Below are 20,519 nucleotides of genomic sequence, written 5' to 3'. Positions count from 1 at the left end.
CGATGCCAGGCTCTATTTCAGCGACAGTATCCATTCAGCCAGGATTTTCGCATCGGCTTCCGACACTGCGCCATTGGGCGGCATGGGAATCGGTCCCCATACGCCTGAACTGCCTTTGCGGATATGGTCGGCAAGCCGTTGCGCCGCATCTTCGGCGCCAGCCTCCTTTGCCGCTACGTCCTTGAATGCGGGGCCAATCAGTTTGCGCTCGACCGTATGGCAGGCGAGACAGGCCTTGCTTTGCGCAAGCGCCAAAGCATCTGCCTGCACCGGCAGGGCCGCAGGCATTGCCAGCAAGACAAACGCACAACGCACGACAATCGGAAAACAACGACGGGACTTGGACATAAGCGCCTTCCTTGAATAGGAAATGAATATAAATGGACGGAGATGCACACTTCCCCGGCAAAAGCAGGAATGCCGCAACGCGCGCCGCTCATAGGATGCAGCCGATGACATTCCGAAGCTGGCTGGGACGCATGGATTCTCCCATGGCGCGCCGCGCCGCAGTTTGCCGGTCAACAAGCTGCAAACCGCGATTGCCTGTTTGTTTGCGCTAGATCATCTGTTCCTCTCTTGCCGTCGCCCAGTACAATTGCAGCAGCGGCGCATTCCCGGTTCTCTTTTTTCTTCCGCGCCAGCAAGACACGATCCCATGCCACCATTGCTTCGCGGTCTAACGGCCAGCATCTCCATTGCCGCCGGCTACCTTCCCATCGCCTTTTCCTTCGGGCTGGCGGCGCACCAGGCTGGGCTGGATGCGCACGTCATCCTCATGAGTTCCGTCATCATCTACGCCGGCGCCAGCCAGTTCGTGCTGATCGCGCTGCTGGCGCCCGGCGCCAACCTGCTGGCCGCCATCCCCACCGTACTGCTCATGAACGCCAGGCATCTGTTCTACGGCCCGGCGCTGCTGGGCCGGTTCACCGATCCGACGCATCGCCTGGCTTCCCCGCTGCTGGCCTTCGGCCTGACCGACGAAGTATTCGCCGCGGCCATGAACAAGCTGGAATCGATCGCGCCGCCGGAGAAAGAGCGCTGGTACCTGGGCCTGCAGATCGGCGCCTATGCCGCATGGATCCTGGGCACGCTGCTCGCCATCGTACTGGGCGGCGAGTTCCGCGACCCGCCGGTCTTCCTGGGCGAGGCGCTCTCCTTCATCCTGCCGGGCCTGTTCTTCGCGCTGCTGCTGGACCTGAACCTGAGCCGCTGGGCGCGCATCGTGGTATTGACCGCGGCCATCGGTATCATCCTGCTGCAGTTCCTGCCGGTCCATCACACGCTGGCGCTGGCCATGGTGGGCGGCGCCGCCTTCAATCTGCCGGAACGACGCCCATGACCCTGTCTCCAGAACTCGTCATTGTGTTGTGCGGCGCCGGCACCTTTTTGCTGCGCTTCGTGCCCCTGTGGCGCAGCCGCTCGCGGCAGCAAGCGACCGATGCCGCCCCGGACAGACCATCGGCGCTGCACCGCTTTTTCCAGGGCATCGGCCCCGCTGCCATCACGGCGCTACTGCTGGTGTCGCTGTGGCCGTTCTTCGTTGCCTCGGGCTCATGGCAGAAGGCCTTGTCCGCCGGCCTGGCCCTGCTGGTCATCTACATCGGGAAACGCCTCACACACGGCCTTGCCGGCCCCACGCTGCTGGGCGCCGGCGCCTACGGGCTGCTCATGCATCTGCTGCAAACCGCCTGAACGCCATGGATTCCCTGACCCAGATCGTACTCGGAAGCACCGCCGCCGCGCTCTCCGTCCCGGCCGCCCACCGGCGCAAGGCCCTGCTTGCCGGCGCGGTCATCGCCACGCTGCCCGACCTGGACTCGCTGCCCATGCTGCTGTTGACGGACAGCGATCCCGTCGCGCTGATGACATCCCATCGCGCCGCCAGTCATTCCCTGCTGGCGCTGCCCTGGGCCGGACTGTTGCTGTGGCTGCTGCTGCGATGGTGCTGGCGTCCGGTGCGCGAAGCCCCGCGCGCCTGGCTGCTGGCGATACAGCTCACGCTGCTGACGCATCCACTGCTGGACGCGCTGACCGTCTACGGCACACAGCTGTTCTGGCCCCTGCCGTTCTCTCCAGTCATGTGGGCAAGCCTGTGGATCATAGATCCGCTCTATACGCTGCCTTTACTGGCCGGAGTCATCTCAGCCGCGATATATGGGCCGCGCCTTCCCGCCCGGCGCTGGCTCTGGACCGGCGCCCTGCTCAGCAGCGCCTACATCCTGTGGTCGCTGGCGGCGAAGGCCGTGGTGGAGCGCGATGTACGCTCGGCGCTGCGGGAACACGGCCTGCAAGATGCGGCACATTTCTCCGTACCCATGCCGCTGAACACGCTGCTCTGGCAGGTGGTCGTCATGACGGACGACGGCTATCTCATGGCGGAGCGCTCCCTGCTGGCCGATCGCAAACCGCTGCGGTTCCGCCGCTACGCTTCGGAAACGCAGGCAATGTCGGAAGCCCTGCCGGACGTACCCGCCCTGCAGCGCCTGCAATGGTTCAACCACGGATTCATGGGAGCCCGCATCGATCCGCAGGGCCGCCTGATTGTCGCCGATCTGCGCATGGGCCTGGCGCCCGATTTCACGTTCCAGTTCGCCGTGGCGCGGCGCGAAGGCGATGCCTGGGCCGCCATCGTTCCTGAGCAGATCCGGGTGCCGATGCGAGAGAACCTGACACGTGCGCTGCCGCGCATCTGGCACCGGATATTCAATGAGCCGCATGACTCCCAATAGGCGCCGGCACGGCGGAAAGCAGCGCATCGGCCTGTTGGCCGTTGTGTTCGCGCTCTTGCTGCAGGCCGTCGCCTGGGCGCACATACCGGTAGTCTCCATCTCCGGAGACGATGAGATCATCGTTCTTTGCACCAGCAGCGGCATGAAGACCATGTCGCTGGCGGAGCTCGATTCCCAGTTGGACCCGGACCAAGACCGGCAGGATCCCGGCCTGCAAACCTCGAGTGGCTTCTGCGCTTTGTGTTCGCTGGCGCACGGCCTGGCGATCCTGCCCGAGACATGCACGCTGCCGTCGGCCGACTCCATCGCACGCATGGTGCGAACACCACCCGCCGAGGCCTTGGTCCTCGAACGGTTCCCGACCTCCCACCAGGCGCGCGCGCCGCCTGGGCGCGCCTGACGAATTCTCCGTTCGTGTCGCCGCCGTCTCACCCGAGGCGGCACGGCTTTTCAGAATAGTCAGCCAATCGATAAGCAAGCCCGGACGCCGAACGGCCGCCGGCTGCGCGTCGATGCGCATATCCCGGGAACAGATCCATGTCTTTCATCCTTTCCGCAACACGGCGCTGCCTGCGCGACGCGGCAGTGCCGCTGTCGGCAAGCCTGATCGCCGCACCCGTATTCGCCCAGCAGGAAACCGCCACGCTGGCACCCATCACCATTACCGGCGGACAAAGCGCCACGCTGGCCACGCCCGCGTCGACCGGCTCCAGCCTGGGCCTCACCCCCATGCAGACGCCGGCAAGCGTGGAAGCCATCAACCGCGACCAGCTGGAGGAGCGCGGGGACTCCCGCGTGATCGACGCCGTTACGCGGACCGCCGGCATCAGCGCTTCTCCCCATCCCGGCAATGGCCTGAGCGAACTGTCGGCGCGCGGTTTTTCCGGCGGCTCGTCGGTCATGTGGCTGTACGACGGCACGCGGCAGTACGGCGGCACAGGCATTACTTTTCCTTTCGACACCTGGTCGGTTGAGCGCATCGAGGTGCTGCGCGGTCCGGCCTCGGTGATCCATGGCGACGGCGCCATCGGCGGCGCGGTCAACGTCATCCCAAAGAAACCCGCACAGGATCCGATCCAGAACGAGCTGCAAGCCACCATCGGCACCGACGACACGCAGCGCCTGGGGCTGGGCAGCGGCGGCGCCATCAACGATCGCCTGTCCTATCGGTTCGACCTGAGCGGCAACCGCAGCGAGGGCTGGGTGGACCGCGGCAAGCACTACAACGCCACTTTCTCGGGCGCGCTGCAGTTCGAAGTCACGCGCGACCTGAGCCTGAAGCTCAGCCACTCCTATGGCTACCAGCGGCCGATGCGCTACTTCGGCACGCCATTGGTCGAAGGCCGCCAGCTCGACGCCCTGCGCGAGAAGAACTACAACGTGGAGGACAGCCTCATACGCTTTCGCGACCACTGGACCGAACTGGCCGCGACCTGGACGCCCAGCGACGCAACGAAGGTGCGTGCGCGGCTGTATCACATAGGCAGCCGGCGAGACTGGCGCAATGCCGAGTACTACGACTACAACCCCGCCACCCATTTGATCGACAGGTCGGGAAATACGCAGATCTCGCACGATCAGAAGCAGACGGGCCTTGCCTCTGACGCGATCTTCAAGGGCAAGCTCGCCAGCCTGGACAATACCCTGGCGATAGGCTTCGACGTCAACCACAGCAACTTCCGCCACACCAACAACACCTATGCCGGCAGCTCCGGTCCGGTCGATCCGTACGACCCGGACCCCGGATACTTCCAGAGCGACTTCCCCTTCATCCCGCGCTATCGCAACGAGGCCGGACAGTATGCGCTGTTCATGGAAAACCGCATCGCCTTCACCTCCAAATGGTCGGTGGTGGGCGGACTGCGCTACGACCATGCGCGCGTGAAGCGCGAGGATCTGGTGACGGGACAACGCAACTTCACCCGCACCTTCTCCGACCTGGGCTGGCGCCTCGGAACGGTCTATGACATGACGCCGGACCTGGCGCTGTACGCGCAGTACTCCGAGGCCGCCGATCCGGTTGGCGGCCTGCTCATGCTCAGTCCGGCCAACGCCGCTTTCGACATGGCCAAGGGCCGCCAGGTCGAGATCGGCCTGAAACAAGCCTTCTGGGACGGGCGCGGCGAATGGACTCTGGCCGCCTACCATATCCGCAAGACCAATCTGATTACCCGCGACCCGCTCGACCCCAGCCGCAGCGTACAGGTGGGCCAGCGATCGTCGCGCGGCATCGAGGCGACGCTGGCGCTGGACTTCGCGCCAGGCTGGAGAGTGGAGGCCAATGCGACGATGCTCCGGGCCAAATTCGATGATTTCTCGGAATCGGCCGGCGGCGTGGCGGTTTCCCGCAACGGCAAGGTGCCGCCCAACGTGCCGGAGCGCCTGGCCAATGCATGGCTGAGCTGGAATTTCCAGCCGAACTGGACGGCGATGGCGGGCTTGCGCTACGTGGGCAAGCGCTACGCCGACAACGCCAATACCCTGGAGCTGCCATCCTACGCCACAACCGACCTGGCGCTGCGCTGGGATGTGAACGGGGATACCTCCATCACTGCACGCGGCTACAACGTGTTCGACAAGGCGTACTTCACGAGCGCCTACTACAGCCCGACCCAATGGCTGTACGGCCCGGGACGGCGGTTCGAGCTGACGCTGAACCATCGCTTCTGAACACGGAGATCCTGCAATGACTATCCGGACACGCGCGAAAAGACTCGTCTACCTCGTCCACCGCTGGACGGGAGTTGCCGGCTGCGTGCTGATGGCGCTGTGGTTCATCAGCGGCGTGGTCATGCTCTACGTCGGCTACCCCAAGCTCACGCCTTGGGAACGGCTGGGCCCGCTGCCGGCCCTGGCGGCGACGGATTGCTGCACGCCGCCCGACGCCATTCTGGACGATGTATCGCCATCAGCCGCGGGGCTGGTCTTGACCTCCGTCGGCGGCGAGCCCAGCTACGTACTGCGCGATGCCCGGAATCGCCTGCGCGTACTGGTCGCCGCCGATGGCGCGCCCCGGCAGCCCGTCACGCCCGAGCGCGCCCTTGCCGAGGCGCGCGTTTTTGCGCCGACGGCAACGCTACGCCATGCGGGCGAAATCCACGAGGACAGATGGACGCACTCGCGAGGCCTGGACGCCCACCGGCCGCTGCACCGCATCCAACTCGGCGGCGATTCGCCGGGCCTGCTGTACATCTCCTCCACGACCGGGCAGGCGGTCATGGATGCGCCGCTGGCGCAGCAGCGCTGGAACTACGTCGGCGCCTGGCTGCACTGGCTGTACATGTTCCGCGACCGCCCGGTCGATCCGGCCTGGTCGTGGCTGGTGATCGCACTCTCGGCCATGTGCACGGTAACCGCCGTCACTGGCATGACGGTGGGCCTGTGGCGCTGGAGATTCCGCGGCCGCTACAAATCGGGGGCGCGCACGCCTTATCAGGAAGGCTGGATGCGATGGCACCATATCATCGGCCTTGCGTTCAGCGCCTTCGTGTGCACCTGGATCTTCAGCGGGCTGATGTCCATGAATCCGCTTGATATCTTCTCGCCCGCGCATGGACGGCCGGACGTTGCCGCATACCGCGGCTATCCCGCCGTTGCTGCCGATGCGCTGAAGCAGCCGGCCCGTATCATCCATACACTGGAACAGACGGGATTCAGCCCTGTGGAGCTGCATTGGCGCAGCCTGGGAAGCGAGGAGTATGTGCTTGCCTACGATGCGAGCGTCCGTACCCGCGTGGTGAGAGCGGACATGGACGACACGCTGAGCGTGACTGACGCATGGCAACCCGGCGCGGTCATGTCCGCCGCGCAACGTTTGTTTGCCTTTCCGCCTGCGGCCAGCCGGATGCTGACCGAATACGATATCTACTACTATCAACGTCATCCGGAAGCCATGAACGGCGCCCGGCTTCTTGGACTGCCGGCGTTGCGCCTAGATTATGAGGATGCGGGAGGAGCACGCGTCTACATCGATCTGCGCACCGGGGAGGTGGCCATGAGCCTGGATCGATCGCAGCGGGCCAGCCGCTGGCTGTTCTACTTCCTGCACAGCTGGGACACGCCGGCATTGCTGCGCATGGGTCCGGCGCGCGACCTGGCCATCATCGCGCTGAGCGTGGGCGGGCTGGCCATCTCGCTGACCGGCGTGGTGATAGGCTGGCGACGATTGCGCGGCAAGCTGCCATGGCGCCAGCGAATCGGACGATGACGATGGCCTTCATATGAAAAGGCCTGCTCGCACGAGATTCCGTTAGGCTGACGCAGGAAGCCCACCAATCCGCCGTGAACGTTAGGTTTCCTGCGTCAGCCCAATCGCATTTGAGTCAATTTTGTCCTATCGGAGCGCCATTCAGTGGTAACATTTTGATAGTATTCGCAGTGACGCAGGCAGCCATTTGAAGGAGAAACAGATGCAGCTCAATCGTGAAGGATGGGATGACTAATGGAATACCAACAAATCGCTAAGGCGATAGGTTGGCTTGGTGAAACATGGGGCTTCTGGATACAAACAGGAGCCTTTTTCTTGACCGCCATTGGGGCGATAGCAGTTATCTACTACAACGGCAAACAAGCCCGGCTGCGCGCACTGATTGACTTGGTAGTGCACCAAAAGACTCATCAAGAACTAGTGGATGCCACACGCAGAGTAAACGCGCTACACAAAAAGGGAGGTTCGTGGACCAAGCACCTAGACCCGGACTGCCAAGAGCGCAAGGATATCCTGATGATCCTCAATAACCAGGAATTTATCGCCGTGGGTGTCCGTCTTGGATCCTTCGATGAGAACACCTACAAACAGATGCAGTACACCAATGTCATGCGTCTCTGGGAGGCTTCGAAGGGCTTCATCGAGGAAATCAGACGGGAGCACAAAAAGGATACGCTTTTCCAGGACTTTGAAAAATTGGCGCTACGCTGGAAAAAGAAACCGATCAGGCAAATCGTGTAAGCGCCCCGGCATAGCGAAACATCCCCTGGAAGTCCGCATACGCGACTTGCCGATCACCCGCGACCGCATTGCTGCGGCATTCTGAGCGCGATCAGCCGAAGCGGCCCGTGATGTAGTCTTCGGTTTCCTTGCGCGCGGGCTTGACGAAGATCTGGTCGGTCTCGCCGTATTCCATCAGCTCGCCCAGATACATGTAGGCCGTGTAGTCGGAACAGCGCGCCGCCTGCTGCATATTGTGCGTCACGATGACCACGGTGTAGTCCGCCTTGAGTTCGGCGATGAGTTCCTCGATCTTGGCCGTCGAGATGGGGTCCAGCGCCGAGCAGGGCTCGTCCAGCAGCAGCACTTCGGGCTTGATGGCGACGCCGCGCGCAATGCACAGGCGCTGCTGCTGGCCGCCCGACAGGCCGTTGCCGCTCTGGCCCAGCTTGTCCTTGACTTCGTTCCACAGCGCGGCCTTGGTCAGCGCCCACTCGACGCGCTCGTCCATTTCGCCCTTGCTGAGCTTCTCGAACAGGCGCACGCCGAAGGCGACATTGTCGTAGATGCTCATGGGGAACGGCGTGGGTTTCTGGAACACCATGCCCACCTTGGCGCGGATCAGGGAAATATCCAGCCTGGAGTTCAGCAGGTCCTCGCCGTCGAGCAGAATCTGGCCCTCGGCCCGCTGGCCCGGATACAGCTCGAACATGCGGTTGAGCGTGCGCAGCAGCGTGGATTTGCCGCAGCCGGAAGGCCCGATGAAGGCGGTGACCTTGTTTTCCTTGATGGAAAGGTTCACGTTCTTGATGGCGTGGAACTTCCCGTAATAGAAGTTCAGGTCCTTGACTTCAAGCTTGATGCGATCGGCAGGTTTCGAGTTAGGCATGTCTTTCATTCCAGCCGGACGGCATCCGCCGCCGGCGCAGGGTGTTATTTACGATTTGCGGAAAAGCGTGCGTGCTGCGATATTGATGCCGAGCACCAGCAATGTAATGAGGACCGCGCCCGCCCAGGCCAGGCGGTTCCAGTCGACATACGGGCTGGCCGCATACTGGTAGATGACCATGGGCAGGTTGGCCATGGGGCCGTTCATGTCCAGCGACATGAACTGGTTGTTCAGCGCCGTGAATAGCAAAGGCGCCGTTTCGCCGGAGATGCGCGCTACGGCCAGCAGCACACCGGTGATGATGCCGGACTTGGCCGCGCGGTAGCAGATCATGGTGACGATGCGCCATTGCGGGCAGCCCAGGGCGGCGGCGGCCTCGCGCAGGCTGTTGGGCACCAGCATGAGCATATTGTCGGTGGAGCGCACCACCACGGGAATCACCAGGATGGCCAGCGCCAGCGCGCCGGCCCAGCCTGAGTAGTGCTCGACCTGCGCCACGTACACGGCATAGATGAACAGGCCGATGATGATGGAAGGCGCCGACAGCAGCACGTCGTTCAGGAAGCGCGTTGCGGGCGCCAGCCAGCCGCGCTGGCCGTACTCGGCCAGGTAAGTGCCCGCGAGAATGCCGATGGGCGTGCCGATGGCGGTGCCGACGGCGGCCATCATGACGCTGCCCACGATGGCGTTGAGCAGGCCGCCGTCCGCGCCCGGAGGCGGCGTGGGGGACGTCAGCAGCGTGAGCGACAAGGCGCCGCCGCCCTTGACGATGAGCGTAAGAATGATCCAGAACAGCCAGAACAGCCCCGACAGCAGCGCCGCCCAGGACAGCCCGAGCATCAGTTTGTTGAAGGCGCGCCGGCGGCGATAGACCGGGTTTTCCAGGTTGACGATGGAATCTGATGTGAACATGTCTGTAAATATCCTGATTTAGCGCGAAGTGCCTTCATTTTTGGACAGGCGGAGCAGCAGCAGCTTGGAGAATGCCAGCACGACCGTCGTGATCAGGAACAGGATCAGGCCCAGTTCCAGCAGCGCGGATTTCTGCATGCCGCCCGCTTCGTTGAACTCGTTGGCAAGCGCCGAGGCGATGGAGTTCGACGGGGCGAAGACGGAGGACGGCAGGTTGAACGAGTTGCCGATGACGAACGTCACCGCCATGGTTTCGCCCAACGCGCGCCCCAGGCCCAGCATGATGCCGCCGATGACGCCGTTCTTGGTGAAGGGCAGGACCACCTTCCACATGACTTCCCAGGTCGTGCTGCCCAGGCCGTAGGCAGACTCCTTCAGCATCGGAGGCACCAGCTCGAACACATCGCGCATCACGGCGGTGATGAACGGAATGATCATGATGGAAAGCACCAGCCCGGCGGTGAACACGCCGATGCCGAACGGAGGGCCCGCGAATATCTGCTCCAGCACCGGCACGCCCCGGAAGGCGGAAATAATGTGCGGCTGCACGTATTCCTGGAACAGGGGCACGAAGACGAACAGGCCCCACATGCCGTAGATGATGGAAGGAATGGCGGCCAGCATCTCGATGGCCGTGCCGATGGGCCGGCGCAGCCATACCGGCGCCAGCTCGGTCAGGTACATGGCGATGCCGAAGGAAACCGGCACGGCGATCAACAGGGCGATAAAGGATGTCAGCAGCGTGCCGACCACTGGCACCAGGGCGCCATAGACGTTGTTGACCGGATCCCACTCGTTGGTCCAGAGGAAGGCGATGCCGTGCTCCATGATGGACTCGCGGCTGCCGTAGATGAGCGAAGCCATGATCGCCGCCAGCAGGATGAACACCAGGAAGGCAAAGGATCGCGTCGTGTTCTTGAACAGGGCGTCGTACAGCGCATTCCGGTTGAATGTTTGCGTATGGTTTTTCATGACTATGGCTGCGAGTGTTCCAGACTGACTGCGCTGTAGGAAGCTGAACGTCGGCGTGCCGGCATCATTGCCAGACCGCCGAGCCGTCCGCGGTATGAATTTGGGTTTTCCAGAGTTCCCGGACCTGCTGAGCGACATCCTCCGGCAGAGAGACATAGTCGAGCGCTTCCGCCGTGGCTCCGCCCTGACGGAACACCCAGTCGAAGAACGCCAGGACTTCGCGGGCCTTTTCGGGGCGGCGCGGCGTCTTGCGCATCAGGATGAAGGAAGCCGAAGTAATGGGCCAGGACTGCGCTCCCGCCTCGTTGGTCAGTACCACGCCCATGCCCGGAACGCTGTTCCAGTCGGCATTGGCCGCCGCCGCGGCGAATGTCGCCTGGTCGGGCTGCACGAATTCGCCGTCGCGGTTCTGCAGTTGCGCCCAGGACAGATGGTTCTCTTTGGCGTAAGCGTATTCGACGTAGCCGATGGAGTTGCGCAGCTGGCGCACGTAGGCGGCCACGCCCTCGTTTCCCTTGCCGCCCTGCCCCGTCGGCCATTTGATGGCCTTGCCTTCGCCGACGCGGCTCTTCCAGTCTTCGGAAACCTTGGACAGATAATTGGTCCAGCCGAACGTGGTGCCTGATCCATCGGCGCGATGGATGACGATAATGTCGCGATCAGGCAGGCTCAGATCAGGATTGAGCAATTTAATGGCAGAATCACTCCAGTTGGTGATTTTTCCAAGGAAGATATCAGCAAGAACCGGACCGGACAGGCGCAGCTCGCCCGGCGCGATGCCCTCGATGTTGACGACGGGCACCGTGCCGCCGATCACGGCGGGAAACTGTATAAGCTTGTGTTCCGACAGATCGTCCCCTTTCATGGGGTCGTCCGAAGCGCCGAAATCGACTGTGCCCGTGATGATTTGCTGCTGCCCGCCGCCGGAGCCGATGGACTGGTAGTTGACCTTGTTGCCCGTTGCCTTGTGGTACTGATCGGCCCATTTCGCGTAGATGGGGAACGGAAAAGACGCCCCGGCCCCGGTCATGTTCGCGCCCGCGGCGGCCTGAGCGGCCACGCTCCAGGCGGCAACTGCGAACAACGTCTTCAAAACGCGCTTGAACATCGAGAATCCTTGTGATCTGTGCCGTTTCGGCATGGCTTTCCTGGCACGTTCGAGATCATAAAACACGAATATGACAGGTTAATGACACAGAATTATCGCATCAAGCGCCAAGCTGGCGCATCAGGTGAGCATGCAGGCTGAACGGCTCGCGGCGGCTTTTCACCCTGGCGTATTGGCCGTTCGGCAAGGCCTTCCAGGCCAACTGGTTGTCGCGCAGCGCATAGGTGAACGCCTCGCTGATGACCCGGCGTTTCAGCGAGCGGTCGAGGATGGGCACGCCCAGTTCTACCCGGCGGAAGAAGTTGCGATCCATCCAGTCGGCGGAAGAAATATAGACATGCTCGGCGCCGCCGCCATGGAAATAGAACACCCGCGAATGCTCCAGGAAGCGTCCGACGAGGGAGCGGACCTGGATGTTTTCAGACAGGCCGGGCACGCCCGCGCGCAGCGCGCAGGCGCCACGTACGATCAGATCGATCCTGACGCCGGCATTGCTGGCGTCGTACAGGGCCTGGATGACCCTGGGTTCGAGCAGGGAGTTCATCTTGGCCATGATGCGCGCCTTTTTGCCCGCCCTGGCGTTGTCCGCCTCCGCCTGGATGCGCTCCAGCATCGTGTCGTGCAGGCTGAACGGCGACTGCAGCAGCAGCTTCAGCGAACGGCGCGCTCCGAGGCCGGTCAGTTGCGAGAACACCTTGTCCATGTCTTCACAGATATCCGGATTTGCGGTCAGCAGGCCGAAATCGGTGTAGAGCCGGGCGGTGCGCGGGTGATAGTTGCCGGTGCCCAGGTGGCCATAGCGCTTCATGCCGCCGTTTTCGCGGCGCAGCACCAGCGCCATCTTGGCGTGCGTCTTGAAGGCTACGACGCCGTAGCTGACATGCGCCCCCGCCTCTTCCAGCTTGGCGGCCCAGTTGATATTAGTCTGCTCGTCGAAGCGCGCCATCAGTTCCACGATGACCGTCACTTCCTTGCCCGCCTTGGCCGCGGCCACGAGCAGGCGCATCAGCTCGGAATCCTCGCCGGTGCGGTAGATGGTCTGCTTGATGGCGACCACCAGGGGATCGCGTGCTGCCGCGCGCAGGAAATTCAGGACTGGCTCGAACGACTGGTACGGATGGTGCAGCAGACGATCCTTGGCGGCAATGGCGGGAAACAGTTCGTCTGGATTGTCGTCCGCGTGGTCGAACGGCGCGGGAATCCCCGGACGGTACTCGGGAAACTGCAGGTCGTGACGCTGCACCATATTGCACAGCTGCATCAGGCGCGCCAGGTTCACCGGGCCGGTGACGCGATAGGTATCCCGCTCCTCCAGATTGAATTCCCTCTGCAGGAACGACTCCAGGTCCTCGGGCATGGAATGGTCGATCTCCAGCCGCACGGCCGCGCCGAAGTTGCGCTGCGACAGCTCCCCCTGCAGCGCCTGGCGCAGATTGGTGATTTCTTCCTCGTCCACGTACAGGTCGCTGTTGCGCGTCACCCGCCACTGGTAGCAGCCCCTGACCTCCAGGCCGGGGAACAGCTCGCCGACGAAGGCGCTGATCAGCGCCGTCAGCATGATGTAGCCCTCGTCCAGGCCCGCCACCTCGGCGGGCACCTTCATGATGCGCGGCAAGGCGCGCGGCGCCTGCACGATGGCGATGGTGCCGCGGCGGCCAAAGGCGTCCTTGCCCGACAGCGACACGATGAAATTCAGGCTCTTGTTGTAGACGCGCGGGAATGGATGCGCCGGGTCCAGGCCGATGGGCGTCAGCATGGGCATGACATCGCGCAGGAACACCTCGTACGCCCAATCGCGCTGCTCCTGCGTCCAGGAGGAAGGCCGCAGGACGGCGATGCCTTCCTCGCGCAGCGCCGGCATGACGTGATCCATCAGCAACTGGTTCTGCCGGTCGACCAGCGCATGCATGGCAAGCTGCACCCGCTCGAACGCTTCGTCCGGCGTGAAGCCGTCGGGGCCGACCTGGGCCGGGCTCTGGTGCTGCTGCTCCTTCAGGCTGGAAATACGGATTTCGAAGAACTCGTCGAGATTCGAGCCCACGATACAGAGATAGCGCAGCCGCTCCAGCAGCGGCGTATCGGGATTCTCCGCCATGGCCATCACACGCTCGTTGAACTTCAGCAGAGACAATTCACGATTCAACAAGACGGGATCGACAGAAGATGGCAGCATGAAAACACCCATTCAGTAGCAAGCCGCTGTTTTACTCCAGACGTATGACGGCAATATGACAATATTGCAGTATGACATCTTTCATCTGATCCATGGCAGCTTGTCCGCATTTTTCCAGCCTTCCGGCCGATATGGCCGCATCGCTTCTTTATAATCCCGGCATCAGACACAAAACCCTCCCGCCGATATGGATCATCTACTAGCCGCCGTCGACCTCGGTTCCAACAGCTTCCGTCTTTCCATCGGCAGAGTTGTCCAGCAGAACGGCGTCGCCCAGATCTACGCCACCGACCGACTGCGCGAATCCGCCCGCCTGGCCGCAGGCCTGGACGACGACAACCGCATCAGCGACGAAGCCATCGAACGCGCGCTCGTCATCCTGAAGCGGTTCGGCGAGCGCCTGGCGGGCTTCCGCCACGACCAGGTGCGCGCCGTCGCCACCAATACCTTCCGCATCGCCACCAACGCAGCCGACATTCTTCCCCTGGCGGAGCAAGCCCTGGGTTTTCCCATCGAGATCATTTCTGGCCGCGAAGAGGCCCGCCTCATTTTCTCGGGAGTGGCCAACGAATTGCCGCCATCGGACGACAAGCGCCTGGTCATCGACATCGGCGGCGGTTCGACGGAAGTCATCATCGGCTCGGGATTCAAGCCCATCCGGCTGTCGTCGCTGTTCATGGGTTGTGTCAGCCATACGCGCCAGTTCTTCCCCGACGGGAAAATCACGGAGCTGCGCATGCGCCAGGCCATCCTGGCGGCCAGGCGCGAGTTCGAAGGCATCTCGCGCCAATACCGCAAGACCGGCTGGGACACCGCCTACGGATCTTCCGGAACGGCCAAGGGCCTGATCGCCATCCTGGGCGAGAACCAGTGGTCCCCCAAGGGCATCAGGCTGGATGGCATGGAAAAGCTGAAGGACAAGCTGATCCGCGACGGCAAGGTCATCATGAGCGAACTGCCCGGCATCAAGGCCGACCGCGCCCCGGTGCTTGCCGGCGGCCTGGCCATCATGCTGGCGGGATTCCAGGAGCTGGGGATCGACCAGATGCTCGCGGGCGAAGGCGCCTTGCGCGTGGGCGTGCTCTACGATCTGCTGGGCCGCGACTCCAAGCACGACAAGCGCGAGGAAACCGTGCGCCAGTTCATCAAGCGCTACCAGGTCGATCCTCACCAGGGTACACGAGTGCGCAAACAGGCGCAGGCCTTCATGGAGCAGCTGGAGCTGCCGGACGATGGAGAAAAGCGCGACCTGGAGCTGGCGCTGGGGTGGGCCAGCGAGCTGCACGAAATAGGCATCAGCGTGGCGCATGCCGATTACCACAAGCACGGCGCCTATATCCTGGAGCATGCCGACATGCCCGGCTTCTCTCGCGACGACCAGCAGTTGCTGGCGCTCCTGTGCCTGGGCCACCAGGGCAAGCTGGCCAAGCTGCGCCCGCTGTCGCCCAGCCGCAACCGCTGGATGACGCTGCTCTGCCTGCGCCTGGCGGTGCAACTGCTGCGGCGGCGCCAGAACTCGGGCGTGCCGGTCAAGCTGAAGCCCAGGAACGGCGAGATCCGCATTTCCGTGCCGCGCGCATGGCTGGACACGCACCCGCTCAGCGAATACTCGCTGCAGAATGAAATCAAGGAATGGGGCAAGGCAGGCTTCGTGCTGACGCTGCACGAAACCTGAACGGCTGGCGGCGGACATCCGCGCCGACCTGTCCCCGGACGGCATCCTCGTCATGCCATGAAAAACCGGCCCTCGGGCCGGCGGCTACATCAGGCCGAAGTGCTTGCGGTAACGCTCGTCCATGCGCTCCATATCGAGCAACACGGGAAAATCGGCTGTATTGAAGTCAGGATCCCAGGCGGGCTCGCCGCAGATGGTCGCGCCGACGTTCAGGTAGCCCTTGATCAGCGGTGGCACCCGCGCAGGCAGCACGCTGGAGAGCTTTTCCACCGGATAGCGGTGCAGCGGCGTCAGCTGCGGAACCTCGGGGTGATCCGCCATGGACTTCTGCGCCACCCGCCAGACCTCCGCCGCCGTGGCGCCATCGTCGCGCAGGCTGACGCTGGCGCAGCCCAGCAGATAGCGGTAGCCGCCACGCCACATGAAGCGAGTCAGGCCGGTCCAGAGCAGCATGATGACCGCGCCCGAGCGGTAATCAGGGTGCGTGCACGAGCGCCCTGTTTCGACGCACTCGTGGCGGATGTTGCCCAGCGTGCTCAGGTCGAATTCGGATTCCGAATAATAGCCGCCGGCCCTGCGGGCGTTTTCCGGCGTCAGCAGCCGGTAGGTGCCGACCACCTGCCCCGTGCTGGTTTCCTTGACCATGATATGGTCGCACCAGGGATCGAAGCGGTCGATATCGAGCCCGTCCACCGCCTCGGGAAACACGGCATTCATTTCCGCGGTAAATACCTGATAGCGCAAGCGTTGAATCGCTTCAAGGTCTTCGTTGGTTCGTGCGAAACTCATGGCGAGGTTTCCCGCCGAAGCGCCAAGTATGGCGCCGCGCACCACGGTTTCCGATTTCAACCTTGCAAGCTCTAGCATACGGCGCCTCCGCAAATGTCCTGCCATTTTGCACGCCAAATATTTCAGGTTTTCTTCCGCAACATTACTGCGTTGTTAAATTTACCGCAACCAATTGCTCGACCCCTTGTTGCGCCAGATCATGCGCTTCGGCCTCTACCATCAGGCGCAGCTTGGGCTCGGTGCCCGACGCGCGGATCAGCACGCGGCCGCGGCCGTCCAGCATCTGCTCGACCTGCCGGGTGGCGTCCTTCAGACCGGCATGGGACTTCCAGTCGACGCCCGGCTGCAGCGGCACGTTCACCATGACCTGGGGATACATGCGCAGCCCTTCTGCCGCCTGCGCCAGCGTGCAGTCCATGCGGCGCAGCGCCGTCATCACCTGCAGCGCGGCAATGATGCCGTCGCCCGTGGAGTGGCAGTCCAGGCAAAGCAGATGTCCCGAGCTTTCTCCGCCATACAGCCAGCCGCGCTCCATCATGGCTTCCAGCACATAGCGGTCGCCCACATTGGCGCGATGGAAATCCACGCCCAGTTCGGCCATGCGCTTTTCAAAGCCGAAGTTGGTCATCAGGGTGCCGACGACGCCATCGACCGTGCCGCGCGACATGCGCTCGCGCACGATCACGTAGAGCAGTTCGTCGCCGTTGTAGAGGCGGCCGTCGCCGTCGACCATCTGCAGGCGGTCGGCATCGCCGTCCAGCGCAATGCCCAGGTGCGCGCCGCGCGCCTTGACCTGGGCCGCCAGGTTCTCGGGATGCAGCGCGCCCACGCCCTCGTTGATGTTCAGGCCGTCGGGCTCGCAGCCGATGGCATGGACTTCGGCGCCCAGCTCGCGGAACACATAGGGCGCGATCTGGTAGGCGGCGCCGTGGGCGGCATCGACCACCAGTTTCAGCCCGGACAGGTCCAGCTCATTGGGGAAGGTGCTCTTGCAGAATTCGATATAACGTCCGGCCGCGTCGCCGATGCGCCTGGCCTTGCCCAGCGCGGCGGAACTGACGCAGCCCAGGGGATCGTCGATGGCCGCCTCGATGGCCGCCTCGACCGAGTCCGGCAGCTTCATTCCCTGCGAGGAAAAGAATTTGATGCCATTGTCCTGGTAAGGATTGTGCGATGCGCTGATGACGATGCCCGCATCCAGGCGCAGCGCGCGCGTCAGGTAGGCCACGGCCGGCGTGGGCACGGGCCCCGCCAGCAGGACATCCACGCCCGCGGCCGAAAGGCCCGCTTCCAGCGCCGACTCCAGCATATAGCCGGAAATGCGCGTGTCCTTGCCAATCAGCACCTTGGGACGGCCGCGCGACGCGGTCTGCGCACCCAGCACGCGGCCCGCGGCATAGCCCAGGCGCAGCGCGAACTCCGCATTGATCACGGACCCGCCGACTTCGCCGCGGATGCCATCGGTCCCGAAATATTTACGCTGACTCATACTGTTGCTCCATTGTTCTTGACGGCATCCCACACTTTGAGAGCGTCGCAGGTTTCAGCGACATCGTGCACCCTGAGGATGCGCGCGCCGCGCTCGAGGCCTGCCAGCGCCGCAGCCAGGCTGCCGGCCAGCCGCTCGCTGGCGGCGCGCCCGGTCACGGCGCCGATCATCGATTTGCGCGACAGGCCCAGCAGCACGGGGAGCTCGTCGAATACTACCTGGTCCAGACGGCCAAGCAGCTCATAATTGTGCGCAGCGGTCTTGCCGAAGCCGAACCCCGGATCCAGCACGATGCGCCGCCCCGACACGCCGGCCTCGCACAGCGCCCGGACACGTTCCCGCAGGAACTGCCGCACTTCGGCCGCCACATCCCCGTAGGACGGCGACTGCTGCATGGTGCGCGGTTCGCCCTGCATATGCATGACGCAAAGCCCGCATTTCGAGCCGACCACCGCTTCCACGGCGCCCGGCTGCCTGAATCCGAAGATGTCGTTGATCATGTCGGCCCCCGCGTCCAGCGCCTTGCGCATGATCTCCGGCTTGAACGTATCCACCGACAGCGGCACGCCGCAATCGCGCATGGCCTCGAGCACGGGCGCGACGCGCCTCCACTCTTCATCGGCATCGACCGGCTGAGCCCCGGGCCGCGTGGATTCTCCGCCGATATCCAGGATATCCGCCCCCTGCGCCAGCAGCAGCCGCGCATGCGCGATCACGGCATCCGGGTCGAGACCGCCTCCAGGAGCGGCGGAATCCGCCGGAACGGATGAAAACGAGTCGGGAGTGGCATTGACGATGCCCATGACAAACGGACGCCCGAGATCCAGCTCGAAGCGTCCGCAAAGCAGTGTGAAGCTCATGAGAGAGAACGCCACGGGCCTGCGCCCGCGGCTTTTCCGTTAGACCGGCGTGGCCGCCGTATCGCTGCTGTCGGTCGACGACACGCCGGCCGAAGGCGGCGTATTGTCGGTGGGCGAGGGAGGCGTGCCGTCGACAACCTTGGGAGGACGCGGCGGCTTGCCCTGCATGATGTCGTCGATCTGGTCCGCGTCAATGGTTTCCCACTCGAGCAGGGCCTTGGCCATGGCGTGCATCTTGTCGCGGTTGCCTTCGATGAGGTCGCGCGCCACCTTGTACTGCTCGTCGATGATGGAGCGGATCTCGGCGTCGACCTTCTGCATGGTCGCCTCGGACACATGCGTCGTCTTGGTGACGCTGCGGCCCAGGAAGACCTCGCCTTCATTCTCGGCATAGACCACGGGGCCGAGGGAGTCGGTCATGCCATAGCGCGTGACGATATCGCGGGCGATGGCCGTGGCGCGCTCGAAGTCGTTCGAAGCGCCGGTAGTCATCTGGTTCATGAAGACTTCTTCGGCGATGCGGCCGCCGAACAGCACTGCGATCGTGTTCTGCAGTCGCTCCTTGTCCATGCTGTAGCGGTCGCCTTCGGGCAACTGCATGGTCACGCCCAGGGCGCGACCGCGCGGAATGATGGTGACCTTGTGCACGGGGTCGGTCTTGGGCAACAGGCGGGCGACCAGCGCGTGGCCGGCCTCGTGGTAGGCCGTGTTGCGGCGCTCTTCCTCGGGCATGATCATGGAACGGCGCTCGGCGCCCATGATGATCTTGTCCTTGGCCTTTTCGAAGTCGCTCATGTCCACGGTGCGGCCGTTGCGGCGCGCGGCGAACAGGGCGGCCTCATTGACCAGGTTGGCCAGGTCGGCGCCGGAGAAGCCGGGCGTGCCGCGCGCCAGCACCGTGGCGTCGACATTGGGCGCCACCGGCACTTTGCGCATGTGGACTTTCAGGATCTGCTCGCGGCCGCGGATGTCGGGCAGGCCCACCACGACCTGGCGGTCGAAGCGGCCCGGACGCAGCAGCGCGGGGTCGAGCACGTCGGGACGGTTGGTGGCGGCGATGACCAGCACGCCCTGGCCGGTCTCGAAGCCGTCCATTTCGACCAGCAACTGGTTCAGCGTCTGCTCGCGTTCGTCGTTGCCGCCGCCCAGGCCTGCGCCACGCTGGCGGCCGACGGCGTCGATTTCGTCGATGAAGATGATGCAGGGCGCCTGCTTCTTGGCGTTCTCGAACATGTCGCGCACGCGGGCCGCGCCCACGCCCACGAACATTTCGACGAAATCGGAGCCCGAGATGCTGAAGAACGGCACCTTGGCTTCGCCCGCGATGGCCTTGGCCAGCAGCGTCTTACCCGTACCGGGAGAGCCGACCATCAGCACGCCGCGTGGAATGCGGCCGCCCAGGCGCTGGAATTTGGTGGGGTCGCGCAGGAAGTCGACCAGTTCCTGCACGTCTTCCTTGGCTTCGTCGCAGCCGGCAACGTCAGCGAACGTGACGTTGTTGGTGTTCTCGTCGAGCATGCGGGCGCGCGACTTGCCGAAGCTGAACGCCCCGCCCTTGCCGCCGCCCTGCATCTGGCGCATGAAGAAGATCCAGACGCCGATCAGCAGCAGCATCGGGAACCAGGAAATGAAGATGCTGGCCAGGAAGGACGGCTCTTCGCGCGCCTTGCCGGAGACCTGCACGCCGTTGTTCACCAGCTCGGGCACCATCCAGAGATCGCCCGGCGATGTCAGCGTGTAGGGGCGGCCGGCATCCGGCGTGACATACAGGGTGTCGCCCTGGATATCCACCTTGCTGATGCGCCCCGAGCGGGCATCATTCATGAATTGCGTGTAGGACACCGAATCCGTGGTGGCAACGCGTCCGTCGAACTGCTTGAACACAGTGAACAGGACCAGCGCAATCACCATCCAGATCGCGACCTTGGAAAACGAGTTGTTCAAGACCAACCTCCTGGTTACGTCAGCCAGCTTTACCGCGCACTGCGGCAGTCAA

General features: G+C 63.6%; 18 protein-coding genes. 8 read left to right on the top strand and 10 right to left on the bottom strand.

All coding sequences use genetic code 11. The features are described 5' to 3' along the window. Positions 1–12: 12 nt before the first annotated feature. Positions 13–348 (bottom strand): c-type cytochrome, encoded by a 336-nt coding sequence (locus EV686_RS11445; RefSeq protein WP_207901750.1) that lies wholly within the window; start codon positions 346–348, stop codon positions 13–15. Between the two features lie 307 nt (positions 349–655). On the opposite strand from EV686_RS11445, the gene EV686_RS11440 reads away from it, so the two are divergent. The 7 genes from EV686_RS11440 (at position 656) to EV686_RS11410 (ending at position 7,677) form a co-directional block, all read left to right on the top strand. Further along, entirely contained in the window at positions 656–1,339 is a 684-nt protein-coding gene (locus EV686_RS11440) for an AzlC family ABC transporter permease (RefSeq protein ID WP_132477076.1), read from the top strand. Beyond that, positions 1,336–1,692, top strand: coding sequence for an AzlD domain-containing protein (locus EV686_RS11435; protein ID WP_132477075.1), 357 nt, complete (start codon positions 1,336–1,338; stop codon positions 1,690–1,692). The genes EV686_RS11440 and EV686_RS11435 overlap by 4 nt, the downstream gene beginning before the upstream one ends. Before the next feature lie 5 nt (positions 1,693–1,697). Further along, a complete protein-coding gene (locus EV686_RS11430; protein WP_132477074.1) occupies positions 1,698–2,729 on the top strand; it encodes a metal-dependent hydrolase in 1,032 nt (343 codons plus the stop codon). Then, on the top strand, positions 2,716–3,129 hold the full coding sequence (locus EV686_RS11425) for a DUF2946 domain-containing protein (protein ID WP_207901748.1): 414 nt from the start codon (positions 2,716–2,718) through the stop codon (positions 3,127–3,129). The genes EV686_RS11430 and EV686_RS11425 overlap by 14 nt, the downstream gene beginning before the upstream one ends. Positions 3,130–3,266: 137 nt before the next feature. Beyond that, positions 3,267–5,399, top strand: coding sequence for a TonB-dependent receptor (locus EV686_RS11420; protein ID WP_132477072.1), 2,133 nt, complete (start codon positions 3,267–3,269; stop codon positions 5,397–5,399). A 16-nt stretch (positions 5,400–5,415) separates the two neighbouring features. After that, positions 5,416–6,936 carry a PepSY domain-containing protein gene (locus EV686_RS11415; protein ID WP_132477071.1) on the top strand — a complete coding sequence of 507 codons (1,521 nt, stop codon included), beginning with the start codon at positions 5,416–5,418 and terminating at the stop codon, positions 6,934–6,936. Between the two features lie 234 nt (positions 6,937–7,170). Continuing rightward, positions 7,171–7,677, top strand: a complete 507-nt coding sequence (locus EV686_RS11410) for a DUF4760 domain-containing protein (RefSeq protein ID WP_132477070.1) — start codon at positions 7,171–7,173, stop codon at positions 7,675–7,677. Between the two features lie 91 nt (positions 7,678–7,768). Here the strand turns inward: EV686_RS11410 and pstB are convergent, their stop codons facing one another. The 5 genes from pstB to ppk1 form a co-directional block, all read right to left on the bottom strand. After that, positions 7,769–8,545 carry a phosphate ABC transporter ATP-binding protein PstB gene (gene pstB / locus EV686_RS11405; RefSeq protein WP_132477069.1) on the bottom strand — a complete coding sequence of 259 codons (777 nt, stop codon included), beginning with the start codon at positions 8,543–8,545 and terminating at the stop codon, positions 7,769–7,771. Between the two features lie 48 nt (positions 8,546–8,593). Beyond that, the gene (gene pstA, locus EV686_RS11400) at positions 8,594–9,457 is read right to left on the bottom strand and encodes a phosphate ABC transporter permease PstA (protein ID WP_132477068.1); all 864 of its coding nucleotides are present in this window, start codon (positions 9,455–9,457) and stop codon (positions 8,594–8,596) included. Between the two features lie 18 nt (positions 9,458–9,475). Continuing rightward, positions 9,476–10,429: a phosphate ABC transporter permease subunit PstC gene (gene pstC, locus EV686_RS11395; protein WP_132477067.1), complete on the bottom strand. Its 954-nt coding sequence runs from the start codon at positions 10,427–10,429 to the stop codon at positions 9,476–9,478. A 64-nt stretch (positions 10,430–10,493) separates the two neighbouring features. Continuing rightward, the gene (pstS, locus tag EV686_RS11390) at positions 10,494–11,537 is read right to left on the bottom strand and encodes a phosphate ABC transporter substrate-binding protein PstS (RefSeq protein WP_132477066.1); all 1,044 of its coding nucleotides are present in this window, start codon (positions 11,535–11,537) and stop codon (positions 10,494–10,496) included. 100 nt (positions 11,538–11,637) lie between these two features. Then, complete coding sequence (gene ppk1, locus EV686_RS11385; protein WP_132477065.1) at positions 11,638–13,710, bottom strand: polyphosphate kinase 1; 2,073 nt, start codon at positions 13,708–13,710, stop codon at positions 11,638–11,640. Positions 13,711–13,897: 187 nt separating this feature from the next. Between ppk1 and EV686_RS11380 the strand changes: the two genes are divergently transcribed. Then, positions 13,898–15,385, top strand: a complete 1,488-nt coding sequence (locus EV686_RS11380) for a Ppx/GppA phosphatase family protein (protein WP_132477064.1) — start codon at positions 13,898–13,900, stop codon at positions 15,383–15,385. An 84-nt stretch (positions 15,386–15,469) separates the two neighbouring features. On the opposite strand, the gene EV686_RS11375 is transcribed toward EV686_RS11380, so the two are convergent. The 4 genes from EV686_RS11375 to ftsH all read right to left on the bottom strand — a co-directional run bounded on the left by EV686_RS11375 (position 15,470) and on the right by ftsH (position 20,467). Further along, positions 15,470–16,252 carry a GNAT family N-acetyltransferase gene (locus tag EV686_RS11375; protein ID WP_132477063.1) on the bottom strand — a complete coding sequence of 261 codons (783 nt, stop codon included), beginning with the start codon at positions 16,250–16,252 and terminating at the stop codon, positions 15,470–15,472. A 64-nt stretch (positions 16,253–16,316) separates the two neighbouring features. Then, entirely contained in the window at positions 16,317–17,663 is a 1,347-nt protein-coding gene (glmM, locus tag EV686_RS11370) for a phosphoglucosamine mutase (protein ID WP_132477062.1), read from the bottom strand. Beyond that, positions 17,660–18,523, bottom strand: coding sequence for a dihydropteroate synthase (folP, locus tag EV686_RS11365; RefSeq protein ID WP_132477061.1), 864 nt, complete (start codon positions 18,521–18,523; stop codon positions 17,660–17,662). Before folP ends, glmM begins: the two co-directional genes overlap by 4 nt. 39 nt (positions 18,524–18,562) lie before the next feature. Continuing rightward, positions 18,563–20,467 (bottom strand): ATP-dependent zinc metalloprotease FtsH, encoded by a 1,905-nt coding sequence (ftsH, locus tag EV686_RS11360; RefSeq protein ID WP_132477060.1) that lies wholly within the window; start codon positions 20,465–20,467, stop codon positions 18,563–18,565. Between the last annotated feature and the right edge of the window lie 52 nt (positions 20,468–20,519).

The organism is Paracandidimonas soli (genome assembly GCF_004342005.1).
In the GTDB taxonomy this organism is placed as follows: Bacteria; Pseudomonadota; Gammaproteobacteria; order Burkholderiales; family Burkholderiaceae_B; genus Paracandidimonas; species Paracandidimonas soli.
The sequence above is the reverse complement of the archived record's forward strand: the minus strand, read 5'-3'. Positions and strand labels throughout refer to the sequence as shown.